At 69.2% G+C, this 12,363-nt stretch carries 16 protein-coding genes; 6 read left to right on the top strand and 10 right to left on the bottom strand.

Features of this window, described 5'->3' with window-relative positions; genetic code table 11:
• Nucleotides 1-69: 69 nt before the first annotated feature.
• The 4 genes from OHT21_RS25465 to OHT21_RS25480 all read right to left on the bottom strand — a co-directional run bounded on the left by OHT21_RS25465 (nt 70) and on the right by OHT21_RS25480 (nt 1,234).
• A complete protein-coding gene (locus tag OHT21_RS25465) occupies nt 70-309 on the bottom strand; it encodes a hypothetical protein (RefSeq protein ID WP_328770652.1) in 240 nt (79 codons plus the stop codon).
• On the bottom strand, nt 306-632 hold the full coding sequence (locus tag OHT21_RS25470; protein ID WP_328770653.1) for a DUF6247 family protein: 327 nt from the start codon (nt 630-632) through the stop codon (nt 306-308). Before OHT21_RS25470 ends, OHT21_RS25465 begins: the two co-directional genes overlap by 4 nt.
• Before the next feature lie 99 nt (nt 633-731).
• Nucleotides 732-1,025 carry a hypothetical protein gene (locus OHT21_RS25475; protein ID WP_328770654.1) on the bottom strand — a complete coding sequence of 98 codons (294 nt, stop codon included), beginning with the start codon at nt 1,023-1,025 and terminating at the stop codon, nt 732-734.
• On the bottom strand, nt 1,022-1,234 hold the full coding sequence (locus OHT21_RS25480; RefSeq protein ID WP_328770655.1) for a hypothetical protein: 213 nt from the start codon (nt 1,232-1,234) through the stop codon (nt 1,022-1,024). The genes OHT21_RS25475 and OHT21_RS25480 overlap by 4 nt, the downstream gene beginning before the upstream one ends.
• A gap of 138 nt (nt 1,235-1,372) precedes the next feature.
• Here OHT21_RS25480 and OHT21_RS25485 point away from each other — a divergent pair, with 138 nt between their 5' ends.
• Genes OHT21_RS25485 through OHT21_RS25495 form a run of 3 tightly spaced genes read left to right on the top strand, consistent with a single transcriptional unit; the run spans nt 1,373 to nt 2,606 of the window.
• On the top strand, nt 1,373-2,206 hold the full coding sequence (locus tag OHT21_RS25485; RefSeq protein ID WP_328770656.1) for a helix-turn-helix domain-containing protein: 834 nt from the start codon (nt 1,373-1,375) through the stop codon (nt 2,204-2,206).
• Nucleotides 2,203-2,406, top strand: a complete 204-nt coding sequence (locus OHT21_RS25490; protein ID WP_328770657.1) for a DUF397 domain-containing protein — start codon at nt 2,203-2,205, stop codon at nt 2,404-2,406. The genes OHT21_RS25485 and OHT21_RS25490 overlap by 4 nt, the downstream gene beginning before the upstream one ends.
• Nucleotides 2,403-2,606, top strand: a complete 204-nt coding sequence (locus OHT21_RS25495; RefSeq protein WP_328770658.1) for a DUF397 domain-containing protein — start codon at nt 2,403-2,405, stop codon at nt 2,604-2,606. The genes OHT21_RS25490 and OHT21_RS25495 overlap by 4 nt, the downstream gene beginning before the upstream one ends.
• Here OHT21_RS25495 and OHT21_RS25500 read toward each other — a convergent pair.
• Nucleotides 2,603-4,390 (bottom strand): immunity 49 family protein, encoded by a 1,788-nt coding sequence (locus OHT21_RS25500; RefSeq protein ID WP_328770659.1) that lies wholly within the window; start codon nt 4,388-4,390, stop codon nt 2,603-2,605. The two genes, OHT21_RS25495 and OHT21_RS25500, sit on opposite strands and share 4 nt — an antisense overlap.
• A 481-nt stretch (nt 4,391-4,871) precedes the next feature.
• On the opposite strand from OHT21_RS25500, the gene OHT21_RS25505 reads away from it, so the two are divergent.
• The 3 genes from OHT21_RS25505 to OHT21_RS25515 all read left to right on the top strand — a co-directional run bounded on the left by OHT21_RS25505 (nt 4,872) and on the right by OHT21_RS25515 (nt 7,141).
• Nucleotides 4,872-5,018: a hypothetical protein gene (locus tag OHT21_RS25505; protein WP_328770660.1), complete on the top strand. Its 147-nt coding sequence runs from the start codon at nt 4,872-4,874 to the stop codon at nt 5,016-5,018.
• A gap of 315 nt (nt 5,019-5,333) precedes the next feature.
• A complete protein-coding gene (locus OHT21_RS25510; protein ID WP_328770661.1) occupies nt 5,334-6,011 on the top strand; it encodes an RNA polymerase sigma factor in 678 nt (225 codons plus the stop codon).
• Nucleotides 6,008-7,141, top strand: a complete 1,134-nt coding sequence (locus OHT21_RS25515) for a CU044_5270 family protein (protein WP_328770662.1) — start codon at nt 6,008-6,010, stop codon at nt 7,139-7,141. Before OHT21_RS25510 ends, OHT21_RS25515 begins: the two co-directional genes overlap by 4 nt.
• A gap of 74 nt (nt 7,142-7,215) precedes the next feature.
• Here the strand turns inward: OHT21_RS25515 and OHT21_RS25520 are convergent, their stop codons facing one another.
• The 5 genes from OHT21_RS25520 to OHT21_RS25540 form a co-directional block, all read right to left on the bottom strand.
• The gene (locus OHT21_RS25520) at nt 7,216-8,679 is read right to left on the bottom strand and encodes a sensor histidine kinase (RefSeq protein ID WP_328770663.1); all 1,464 of its coding nucleotides are present in this window, start codon (nt 8,677-8,679) and stop codon (nt 7,216-7,218) included.
• Nucleotides 8,676-9,410, bottom strand: a complete 735-nt coding sequence (locus tag OHT21_RS25525) for a response regulator transcription factor (protein ID WP_328770664.1) — start codon at nt 9,408-9,410, stop codon at nt 8,676-8,678. Before OHT21_RS25525 ends, OHT21_RS25520 begins: the two co-directional genes overlap by 4 nt.
• A gap of 113 nt (nt 9,411-9,523) precedes the next feature.
• A complete protein-coding gene (locus tag OHT21_RS25530; protein ID WP_328770665.1) occupies nt 9,524-9,742 on the bottom strand; it encodes a hypothetical protein in 219 nt (72 codons plus the stop codon).
• A gap of 53 nt (nt 9,743-9,795) precedes the next feature.
• A complete protein-coding gene (locus OHT21_RS25535; protein ID WP_328770666.1) occupies nt 9,796-11,031 on the bottom strand; it encodes a S1C family serine protease in 1,236 nt (411 codons plus the stop codon).
• A 307-nt stretch (nt 11,032-11,338) separates the two neighbouring features.
• On the bottom strand, nt 11,339-12,361 hold the full coding sequence (locus OHT21_RS25540) for a LacI family DNA-binding transcriptional regulator (RefSeq protein ID WP_328770667.1): 1,023 nt from the start codon (nt 12,359-12,361) through the stop codon (nt 11,339-11,341).
• Nucleotides 12,362-12,363 lie beyond the last annotated feature (2 nt).

Raw genomic sequence — 12,363 nt, forward strand, 5'->3', positions numbered from 1 at the left:
GCCCCGGACATACGGCCGACTGGGCGGCCCGAGGGGGGGGAGAGCCCGGGCGGCGGTCGGATCGCGGCGTCAGAGGGCCACGAGATCGACGACGTTGATCACGACGTGGCGGTTCGATACGACGTAGGTGATGAATCCGCCTTGGAAAGCGGCCGACCAACTGTTGTCCCGGTTGCTGATCGCGGGCGGACCGAACGGGTTCAGGCTGAGCCGCTTCTCGAGCTCCTCCAGCGATGCCCGCTGGGGCGAAGCCAAAGCCGCCTTGCGCTGTGCCGCACGATCCACGTACCTGATGGCGTACGCGCTCACCCACACCTGCCCGCATCGATGGGCTGGTTGTCGGCGTCGTACGCGTTGCCGTCCGCGTCGCGGAAGACCAGGCCCTCGGTGTCGCCCTCGGCCATGGCCTTGACGGTCTGCTCCACCTCGTCGAGGTAGCCGGGCGTCGCGCAGGCACAGGCGAAGGGGAACCACTTGTCGATCACGCCGTCGAGCGCCGAGTGATCGAAGTCCGCCGCCGCGCTCAGCCAGTCCTGCTCGAAGGCCTGCAACCAGTCGGGGCGCCGCTGCAGAGCTGCGCGAATCGCCTCCGGCGTTCTCTCGCAGGAGTTCGGATCCACCTCGTGAACCATGATCGGTTTCTCTTCTCCGGCGTGGGGCGGGTGTGGTGACCGGAGCTCCACGGTAGAGCGTTGCGGGTGTTGATCGCTGATGGATGCGACTGTCACGGTTTACTCGCCTCGGCAATCGGTCGTCTGGATGCGCGCGCCTCGGCTGGCCGCGATGCGCAGTACGTCGCTCAGGGATTCCGTTGCCCTTGTGAGGGCGAAGCGGACGGCTCGTTCGCCGGATTTGGTGTCTGCCAGTACTGCTCTGGCTCCTGCGAGTACCTGTTCTCCGGAGTGGAGTTGGGCCTCTTCTACGTCGTCGGCGAGCAGGGAGAGCATGCTCTCGTCGTTGTCGGTGCTGAGGTAGCAGGGCTTGCCCTCGGGGGTGGTCCAGGGCAGCAGGCGGAGGGGCGTCATACGCGGAGCTCCACTCCGTGGATGCAGCGGGGGCCGACGTCGATGCCCTGCACGGCCAGCCAGAGCTCGCGGCGGCGACGGCGTTGCAAACGCCGTTCGCGGTAGGTCAGTTGGGGCGGGGCGGCTCGGTGGCGGCCTCGGGCGGGCAGCAGTACGCGTAGCAAACACGTCAGCAGTGACTCGCAGACATCCGCGGTACGTGTGCGCATGTCGGGGCTCCTTCTTGCCGGTTGGCGTCCTCGTGACGAGCGGTGATTACCGTTCGTGTCTCGATGGTCACTGATGCGACGTACGCTGCGGAAGAGGTTTGGTGTTGTCTGGAGCGCCAGACAACGGGGAGGGGTGACGTGGGCGAACAGGTTGACGCGGAAGGGCAGTCGGGGCGCGCAGCCCTCGGGCGGACGTTGCGGCTCCTGCGGGAAAAGGCCGGTAAGTCGCTGGGGCAGTTGGCCGAGGAGACGGCGTACGACAAGAGCTATCTGTACCGCCTGGAAACGGGGGAACGGCTCTCCAAACGGGCGGTCATGGAGGACCTGGACAGGTATCACGGCACAGATGACCTGCTGGTTCGCTTGTGGCGCGCCGCGCGCAAGGAGGTCATCAAGGACAAGTACAAGGCCTTCATGGAACTGGAAGCCACGGCGCGCGTCATGTGGCTGTTCCAACTTCGGGTGCCGGGGCTGTTGCAGACCGAGGACTACGCCCGAGCGGTGTTGTCAGGGTTGTCTGGCGCGCAGACAACGGCTGGCAACGGCGAGGAAGTCGAGGAGCAGGTGGCCTTGCGCCTGGGACGGCAGGAGCTGCTGTACTGGGGTACGGCGCCGAGCGTGCGCGTGATCCTGGACGAAGGGGCGCTGCGGCGCGCGGTTCCCGACGCGAAGGTGTGGACAGACCAGCTGTCGCATCTGCTGGACGCGGCGGAACTCCCGAATGTCGCGCTCCAGGTGCTGCCCTACACCGCTGGCGTGCACGACCTCATGAACAGCGACCTCATCCTGTTGTGGCAGCGAGTCGGCGATCCCGTTGCCTACGTGGAAGGCAACGGGATCGGCGTTCTGATCGACGATCCGGACAAGGTCCTGTCCTACCGCTTGTCCTACGATCTGGTCAGGGACGCGGCCCTGACTCCGGTGGAGTCGACGGCGTTCATCAAGCGACTTCTGGAGGAGTGCAGATCATGAACCGAACCCCGGACCTCAGCACCGCCGTGTGGCGCAAGTCGTCCTACAGCGACGGGGGAGCCTCGAACTGCGTCGAGGTCGCCGACGGCTATGTCGGCGTAGTCCCGGTCCGTGACAGCAAAGCCCCGGACGGCGGCGCGCTGGTCTTCGGGACGTCGTCGTGGTCCGCGTTCGTGGGCGCGGTGAAGGAGACCGCGTGATCCCCGACCTCAGCGCCGCTGCCTGGCGCAAGTCGAGCTATAGCGACGGGGGAGCCAACAACTGCGTCGAGGTCGCCGACGGCTACCTCGGCATAGTCCCGGTCCGCGACAGCAAGACCCCGGACGGCGGCGTGCTCGTGTTCGGCGCGACCTCATGGGCGTCGTTCCTGGCACAGGTCAAGCACGAAGTGCGGGCCTAGAACGGCTCCGCTGCCCTCAGGATCCGCGCCGGCAGGTACGGCGACGTGACCCGGATGTTCCAGCCGCGGCGGCGTGCATGGCAGGTCAGGGCCAGGATGTCCAGGTTGATCGCGGCGTCGCAGTCTGTGGCGCGGTCGGCGATGCGGTGGTGGTCGCGGTGGGCTTCGAGGGCGTCGAGGAGGGCCAGGTTGAAGCTTTGTTCGTCGCCTTCGACGAGTTGGGAGAAGAGGACGGCCGGGGGCGGGAGGAAGGTCTGGTTCTTCGCCTTCTCGCAGTCCTGTAGCGCGCGGTCCGTGGCGGGTTCCGGGTCCTCGCCGCGCAGGTAGTCGTGCAGGGCCTCGCGGTACGAGGCGAAGAGGGAACCGTCCTTGCGGGCGCACGTCGGGCCGGCGAGGACCAGCGGCGCCAGGTCCTCGCGGCGGCCCGTGATCAGGGCGAAGCCGACGGCCTTGTGCCAGGCGCCGGGGCTCGCTTCCTCGTCGAGGCCCGCGGGATACCTCACCGTCGTACCGTCGATCGTCACCTCGACATCGGTGCCGGGTTCCGCGAGCGTCGTACGGAAGAGCGCGGCGCCCAACTCCGCGGCGAGCCGCAGGTTTCCGAGCTGGAGGTCCGTGACGTCGGCGGAGTGCGAGGCGCGGGTCTTGAAGAGGATCTCCTGGTCGGTCATCGCGTGCGTCAGCTGCCAGACGGCGAGTTGCTCGCCGGGCACCGGCGTGAAGGCCTCCCTGGTGAACCGCTCGAACTGAGCCGCGCTCTCCAGCGTCAGCGGCTGCGGATCCATGGGGCGCACGAACTCGACCACACCGTGGGCCAGTTCGGTGATCGCGTCCGCGCGCCGGTCACGGCCGTACGGGCCCACCCTCGGCGGTGCGGTCTCGAAACCGGTGATCAGCGCGTGCGGAAGGTAGCCGGTGTCGACGGGGGACGGCCAGCCCTCGCGGCGGTACGCCAGTGCCGTGAGCGCGAGGGGGAGCAGCGGCAGCAGGCTGTTCGGACGTGCTCCCGGACCGGGGATGTCGGTCAGGGGTAGCAGCAGCCGTACGACCGCCCTCCCGAACTCGTCCTGGTCGCCGACGGTCAGCGCGCGCAGGGCGTACAGGCCGATGCTGTACGGATGGTCGACGAGGTTCTCGGCGCTCCCGGTGCTCTCGGCGCTCTCGGCAGCGCGGGACCGCATTCGAGCGAGGGCCGCGTCGATCGCGGCGCGCTTCTCCTCGCGGGACGGCGGGTAGTTCGCGTCGTCGTCTCCGGTGTCGCCGATGACGTACGCCATGAAACCGTTGATCAGCTCGGCTTCGGGGTGTCCGGCCCGCCCCCTCTGGGGATGTTCGCGGGCGAAGTGGAAGGCCTCGCCGTGCCATTGGGCCTTGTCGGCGAGAACGGCCAGGCAGAAGGCGTCGAGCCACTTGGCAGCGGTGACGGACGTGGGGCTGCCCTCGGATCCGGCCTCGTAGACCATGCCCCAGTTGACGTAGTTGAGGAAGACCTGGAACTGGGCGTGCGGGTAGTACGCCGCATACGCCACGGCTCCGGCGGCGGCCTCGGCGGCGTCCTGCAACACCGCCTTCGCCTCCGGGGTGTGGAGATCCGGCGTCTCGACGGAGAGCGCGCCGAGGTAGTCGACGAACTCCTCGGCCACCATCCACCACTCGTACGACGTCACCGGCCCGGCCTTCGACATCGAATGGACCTGCGAGCCGATGCGGTTGCTGAAGTCCTCCCGTACGGCCGAAACCGCCGCCTCACCGACCCGATGCCGCTCTATCCGCTCCACTCGCACTGCCCGCTCCCCCTGTCCCCGTGTCCCCCTGTTCAAGATCCGGCCCCAGCCTAGATCGCGTGGGCGGCGGGCTTTCGACGGGGTGAGCTTCGGGTGGGTGCTGTCGGGGGTCGTAGCGGATGGCCGGGCCCCGGCCGTGGGGGCAACCACGGTGACGGCTCCGCCGATGAGCCAGGGGTGCCAGACTGCACCAAGCGACTGGTCCGCGTATGCGAAGGGTGTCAAGGGTGCGGCGGGCGTAAACACCATCGGGTGCAGTGGGGGAGGAGCCGGGACGGGAAGGCGTGCGGTCCGGTCACGGTGATGCCATGGCAGAGATCACGACCATTCAGGTGTCCCGGCGGGCCCGCGACCATCTCGCCCAGGTCGCCAAGGGGCCGGGGGGCCCTGGGGCAACTCGTCGAGGGGCTGGCAGCCCAGCAGCTCGCCGCAGACCAGATCGCGGAGTGTCGCCGCCACGCGCAAGGTGCTGCGTGAGCGGATGGGGTGCACGCTGACCGACGAGGAGTTCGGTCAAGGGCCGGACGTACTGGCCAACCTGTACGCCTTGGCCGTCGAGAAGGTCCTCGTCCAGGGCCTGCTGCCTCCGCCGGATCCCGTGCGCGGACAAGCCGCTCCGGGACGGTGAGCGTGGCTACGGTCGTAGACACGGCGCTTGGGAGGACATCGGTCATGGCTGCCCAGACTGCGGAACCCGATCCGATCGTGCCGCTCATGCCTGAGCGGACCCCGACGGCGTTGCGCAGGGCCATCGCCGAGGACGCGCCGCAGCTGAGGGGTGGGGTGGGTGGGCTGTTGCGGGAACTTGTGACACTTACACGTCCAAGTGTCACAAGTTCCCGCAACAGCCCTGCCCCCGCGGGGCAGTTGATGGACGAGGCGTGACGCACGTCACGGGAAGGCGGTGCCTCGTGCCGTACAGCTCATAGAGGTGACCACTCATATGCGAACCCGGGTACGGGCCGGGGATCCGAGCGCTTACGCCGAGCTCTTCGACACGTACTCCCGCGCGGTCTACAACCACGCGTTCCGGCTGACCGCGGACTGGTCGACGGCCGAGGACGTGATGGCCGCGACCTTCATGGAGGCGTGGCGGCTGCGGGACAGAGTCGACCCCGAGGGCGGTTCCCTACGGCCCTGGCTGCTGGGCATCGCCACGAACACGGCACGCAATCAATTCCGCAGCAACCGGCGCTACCGCCGTGCCGCGAACGCCGCCGCGGCGGCGGAACTCTCCGTGCCCGACCATGCCGAGGAGGTCGTCGACCGCGTCGACGACCGGCACCGCCTCGCCACCGCCCTCACCGCGCTCGCAGCCCTGCGCAGACCCGAACGCGAGGTCATCACGCTCTGCCTGGGGGAGGGCCTCGACTACGAGGCCGCGGCCGAGGCACTGGGCATCCCGGTGGGCACCGTCGCCTCCCGGCTCTCCCGGGCCCGTAAGAAGCTGCGCGCGATCGCCGAGGCCCAACTGGCGCGCCCCGTAAGCGACTTGGGTCGCCCCACTCCCGAAACCGCACTCGAGAAAGTTCGTGGAAAACGGGAAGCCCCCCGCCCCGCCCGACAGACAAGAGGCGACCACATGAACGCGATCCGGCCCGCACAGGAAGGAAACCGATGAACGCGAACACGTCCCGGCAGCACCCTGCCGAGGGGGATCGGGAGGCACAGCTTCTCTCCCAGACGGCGCGTGACCTGCCGACGGGCCGCCACGAGTTCCACAAGGAGCATCTGATGGCCCAGATCCACGAGCAGATCCAGCGCGAAGAGCGGGAAGAGCAGGGAGAGCGGGAAGCGCCCGCGGCGGCCGCGGCGACGCCCGGGAAGGTACGGCGATTCCGGCTGCCGCGCCCGGCGATCACGCTGCCCGCGATGGCGGCCGCCCTGTCCGCGGTGGTCGTCGGCGGCATGGTGACATCCGGCGGTGACGAGGGAGTGCGGGAGAGCGGCCTCGCCACCGGCCCGGCCCTGACCACCGACGTCGGTACCGCGACCACGAAGGGAGTGCCCCAGCTGATCGACCAGATCTCACTGGCGGCGGCAGAAAGCGATCACCCGACCGTCAAGCCCGGCCAGTACATCTACATCGAGTCCGTGGCGGCCGACACCTTCCTGAAGACCGTCGACGACAAGACCAGCCTGGCCAGCCACGAACTGCACCGCCGCCAGATCTGGAAGTCCCCGGACGGCGTCAAGGGCTGGCTGATCGACCCCGCCGTCAACCGCAGCCCGGAGGGCGAGACCCTGAGCCTGCCCGACGAGCAGGGCAACACCCCGAAGGCGGATCTCGGCAACCCGTCGTACGACTACCTGGCCAAGCTGACCACGGACCCCGACGCACTGCTGGCCAAGATCTACAAGGAGACCAAGGGCCAGGGGAACACCCCCGACCAGCAGGCCTTCGCCACCATCGGTGACCTGCTCAGCGAGAGCTACCCGCCGCCGGAGCTCTACTCGACACTGTTCGAGGCCGCCGCCAGGATTCCCGGCGTCGTCGTCGTCGACGACGCGGTGGACGCGGCCGGCCGGCACGGGGTGGCGGTGGCCCGGCTGGACGAGACGAGCGGGCAGCGCGAGGAGTGGATCTTCGACAAGAAGACCCATGTCTTCCTTGGCTCGCGCAATGTCCAGGTGAAGCAGCTCAACGGAGTGGACGCCCTGATCAAGCCCGGCACGGTGAACTTCACCATGGCCATCAAGAACCGCGCCGTGGTCGACGGCATGAAGCAGACACCGTCACAGGCGGGCTGAGACCGAACCCTCCGGGCCGCGTCCGTCCGACCCTTCCGGCCCACGTCCGTCCGGCGCGGTCCGGAAGAATCGGCTCAGTCCAGCGCGGGCGGCGGCGTCGGGGCGCCGGGCAACCGGATGGTCGCGGCCGTTCCGCCGCCCTCCGCCGGGGTCAATGTCACTTCGCCGCCTGCCTGTTGGACTGTGCGGGCCACGATGGACAGGCCCAGGCCCGAGCCTGGGAGGGCGCGGGCGGACGGGGAGCGCCAGAAGCGGTCGAAGACGTGGGGGAGGTCTTCGGTGGGGATGCCGGGACCGTGGTCGCGGACCGTCAGTTCGCCGGCCTTGAGGTTTACGTCGATCGTGGCGCCGTCGGGGCTGAACTTCACGGCGTTGTCGAGGACGTTCACGATCGCCCGCTCCAGTGCGGTGGGTTCGGCGCGTACGTACCAGGGCTCGAGGTCTGCCGTGATCGTCAGTTCCGGGCCGCGCAGGCGGGCGCGGCGCAGGGCCGACTCCACCGTTTCCTGGAGGTCCAGGATCTGGACGCGGTCGCCCTGCTGGCCCGAGTCCGAGCGGGACAGTTCCTGCAAGTCGCCGATCAGGGACGCCAGTTCGCTCATCTGGGCCTTCACGGAGGAGAGCAGCGCCTTGCGGTCCTCCGGCGGGATCGCCCGGCCTGTCTCCTCGCTGCGGCTGAGGAGTTCGATGTTCGTACGGAGCGAGGTCAGGGGCGTACGGAGTTCATGGCCGGCGTCCGCGATCAGTTGCTGTTGCAGGTCGCGGGAGGAGGCCAGGGACGCCGTCATCGAGTTGAAGGAGCGGGAGAGGCGGGCGATCTCGTCCTCGCTGTTGTCCTCCACCGGGATGCGGATCGTGAGGTCCTCGGTGCGGGCCACGTGCTCTACCGCGTCCGTGAGTTGGTCTACGGGGCGGAGGCCGGCGCGGGCGACCCACAGGCCCGTCACTCCCGCGCCCGCCACTCCGATACCGGAGACGGCGAGGAGGAGCAGGGCGAGTTCATTGAGGGTGGACTCGGTGCTGTGGAGGGGGTAGGCGACGAGGAGGGCGGTGCCCTCGGACACAACTTGGTCGCCGATGCTCACCTCGCCGAGGGGAATCGTCAGCACGCGTACGTGATTGCCGTCGCTGTCGGTGCCGTCGCGGAATCGCCCGCCGGAGGAGGCGTTCTCGATCGCATCGATGTCGCTGTCGGTGACCTTCACCGTGCCCGCGGAGTCGCCAAAGGCGCAGGGGGTGCCATCGGCCTTGACCAACTGGAAGTAGTAGTCGCTCCGGCGCTGGTAGCCATCCGTGTCGCCCGGTGTCTCGGGGCAGGTGCTGAGGAGCCTCTGGATCTCTGCGATCGATTGTGGTTTGTGCGACTTCGCCGTCAGATCGTCGTCCAGCTCGTCATACAACTTCGTCTGCACAACGAACCAGCAAGCCACCGAAACCGCCGCTACCGCGAACGCCACCGCCGCCGCAACCAGCAACGCCAAGCGCGAGCGAATCGGCAGCGACCGCAGGCGCCGTACGACCTTCGGGACTCCCTTCATTCCGCGCCGCCCGATCGCAGCACATACCCGACCCCCCGCACCGTGTGCACGAGGCGCGGCTCGCCGCCCGCCTCGGTCTTGCGGCGGAGGTACATGACGTACACGTCAAGGGAGTTGGAGGAGGGCTCGAAGTCGAAGCCCCAGACGGCCTTCAGGATCTGTTCGCGGGTGAGGACCTGGCGCGGGTGCGCCATGAACATCTCCAGCAGCGTGAACTCCGTACGGGTCAGCTCCACCTGCCGCCCGCCCCGCGTGACCTCGCGCGTGGCGAGGTCCATGCGGAGGTCGGCGAAGGTCATGGCCTCGTCGTCCTGGGTGGCGCCCGCGATGGACGCCGCGTACGAGCTGCGGCGCAGCAGGGCACGGATCCGGGCGAAGAGCTCGTCTAGTTCGAAGGGCTTGACCAGGTAGTCGTCGGCGCCGGCGTCGAGCCCGGTCACGCGGTCGCCGACCGTGTCGCGGGCGGTGAGCATGAGGATGGGCGTGGTGGTGCCGGCGCCGCGCATCCGGCGGGCGGCGGTGAGGCCGTCCATGCGGGGCATCTGGATGTCGAGGACGACCAGGTCGGGCTGGTACGCGGTGGCCTTCTCCAGCGCGTCCGCACCGTCGACGGCGACCTCGGTGTCGTATCCCTCGAAGGCGAGGCTGCGCTGGAGTGCTTCGCGCACCGCGGGCTCGTCGTCGACGATCAGGATGCGCTGGATGTCACGGTCGCCTTCGGCGGAGCTCATCGGGGTCAGTTCCTCGGGTGAGATGGGTCGTGGGGGCCGGCTCGGGCCGCCTTCAGCGTCGCACGTTTCCGGGAACGTTTGCGGCGTCGTACGGATCAAGCTCGTAAACCTGCTCAACTCCGTACGGTACGGCGACGGGCCGCCGCCCTGCGCGCGGGCCGGGCGGCGGTGGCGGGCGCCGGGGCCACCTCGGGCGCCCGCGCGAGCGGCGGGTGCAGGGCGCGGGCCACGTCGAGGGCGAGGGCGAAGGCGGCCGGCCCGGTGGCGGCGGGCCGGGCCGCCTCGTCTGCCGCGTGATGCGACACCTGCTTGATCGATACGTTCCTGGTCATGGCGACCTCCAAGGTCGTCCGGAGCCGCTGAGCCGCAGCTCGGTGTGGGTGGCTCAGTTGTCCGAGCCGCCGGCGCGCAGGGTGTTCAGGTCGGACTTGACGGTGTTGATCGGGATGGCGAAGCCGAGGCCGGCGCTGCCCGCGTTCGCCGAGGTGGCGGAAGCCGGCGAGTACATCGCGGAGTTGATGCCGATGATGTTGCCGTTCATGTCGATGAGCGCGCCGCCGGAGTTGCCGGGGTTGAGGGAGGCGTCCGTCTGGAGCGCCTTGTACGTCGTCGTCGACGAACCGGTGTCACCGTTGAACTCCTGGCCGCCGAAGCCGAACGGCCACTGGCCGTTGCCGCCGCCCTGGCCCTGACCCTGGTCCTGCTCCGTGGAGACGGTGACGTCACGGTCGAGCGCGGAGATGATGCCGCTGGTCACGGTGCCGGTCAGGCCCTCGGGGGAGCCGATCGCCACGACCTGGTCGCCCACCTTGACGCCGTCGGAGTTGCCGAGCGTCGCGGCCTTCATCCCGGAGGCGTCCTTCAGCTTGATCAGCGCGAGATCCTTCTTGCTGTCGGTGCCGACGACCTCCGCGGAGTACGACTTGCCGTCGCTCGTACGCACCTTGATCGAGTCGGCGCCGGAGACGACGTGGTTGTTGGTGATGATCTCGCCGTCGCCGGTGATGATCACTCCGGACCCGGTGGACTCGCCCACCGCAGAGGTCGCGTTGATCTCAACGATGCTCGGGCTGACGGCCTGGGCGACCCCGGCGACGGTGCCCTTCTGAGCGGTGGGCACGACGTTCGCGGTGGAACTGGTGGTCACCCCGGTGTCGTTCCCGCTCAGCTCCTGAAAGGCGTACGCGGTACCGCCGCCCACAGCCGCGGCGGCTATCGCCACGGCGGCCAGCAACGCCAACGGCCCCCGGGCACGCCCGCGGCGGTGGGCGCCGGCGGAGACCGGCTCGTTGAGGAGAGCGGTGGGGGTGGCGGCCGGTTGCGAGGGGTCGTGCGTCGGCGCGGCGCTGTACGCCGGCTCGTGCGCCGAGGCCGCGTTGTGCATCGGGTCGTGCGTCGAGGCCGTGTTATGCGTCGGCTCGTACGGCGGCGCCGGGTTGTGCGTCGGCGGCTCGTGCGCCGGCGGAGGCGGCCACTCCGGGTTTACGGGGGATCCCGCGGAGGGTCCCGCGAAAGCGGGGGGCTCCTGCTGGGAAGTGGCGTGCTCCTGCTGGGAGTACGCGGACTGCTGCTGCTGTTCGCCCTGGGGGTACTCGCCGTTGCGGCGGAAGCTCTCGGTCATGACTCAGAGCTTGGCCCCCAACCATGAGAGCTCCCTGAGTCCCTCCTGAGAAGCCCGCCAGAACCGCGTTTGCCCGATATAAAAGCGCCCCGTTAGGGGCGCGGGGCTGTGACATGTGCGGCTCCGCCGCGTGGGCGCGACCAGCCACGACGGACCTGCAGTCGAAGAACAGCCTTCCGGCTTCCGGGCCCCGTCAGGGGTGCGCGGCTGTCAAGCAGACGGCTCCCTCAGCCCCGTGAGGGGCGCGGGGAACTGCGCGACCAGCCCCAACGGACCCGCACCCGAAAAACTGCGCCAACCGGCGGAGCTACTCGCAGCCGCAAGACCGCCGCACAACCAACCGCGAAGGAAACTGCTTCAATCGCTCCCGGCGCGAGCCGACCGTCCTCAGCCCGTCGTCAAGGACGAGGTCAACCGCGGCGCGCGCCATCGCCGACCGGTCGGAGGCAACCGTCGTCATCGGCGGATCAGTAAGCGCCGCTTCCTTGATGTCGTCGAACCCGGCAACCGCCAACTCCCCCGGCACATCAATACGCAGCTCACGCGCCGCCCGCATCACACCGACCGCCTGGTCATCGGTGGAGCAGAAGATCGCAGGCGGCCGCTGCGGCCCGGACAGCAGCTCGAGGCCCACCTTGTAGGCGTCGTAACGGTTATAGGGGGCCTCGAAGAGGCGGCCCTCGGTCGACCGGCCGGCCTCCTGCATCGCACGCCGCCACCCCTCGACGTGGTCGGACACCGGGTCACCGACGGTCGGGGTCTCGGGAATACCGCCCAGACAGGCCACGTACTCGTGACCGTGCTCCAGGAGGTGACGCGTGGCGAGCTGGGCGCCGCCTATGTCGTCCGTCACGACGGCGACGTCGTCGATCGCCTCGGGCCGCTCGTGCAGCAGCACCACCCGGGCGTCCCACGCCTCGATCTCGGCGGCGGCGAGGTCGTTCATCGCGTGGCTGACGAGGATCAGCCCGGAGACCCGCATGCCGAGGAAGGCCCGCAGATAGTGGACCTCGCGCTCGCCGACGTAGTCGGAGTTGCCGACGAGCACCATTTTTCCGCGCTCGGAGGCGGCCTGTTCGACCGCGTGCGCCATCTCGCCGAAGAACGGCTGGCGCGCGTCCGGCACGATCAGGCCTATGAGGTCCGTCCGCCGCGAGGCCATGGCCTGGGCAACCCGGTCGGGCCGGTACCCCAGCTCCTTGATCGCGGCGAGTACACGCTCGCGCGTGGCCGGGGCGACCGGCCGGGGTCCGTTGTTGATGACATAGCTGACGACGGCGGTGGAAGTACCCGCCAGCCGCGCCACATCATCCCGAGTCACCTTGGCCACGC

The sequence above is a fragment of the Streptomyces sp. NBC_00286 genome, assembly GCF_036173125.1.
Classification (GTDB): Bacteria; Actinomycetota; Actinomycetes; order Streptomycetales; family Streptomycetaceae; genus Streptomyces.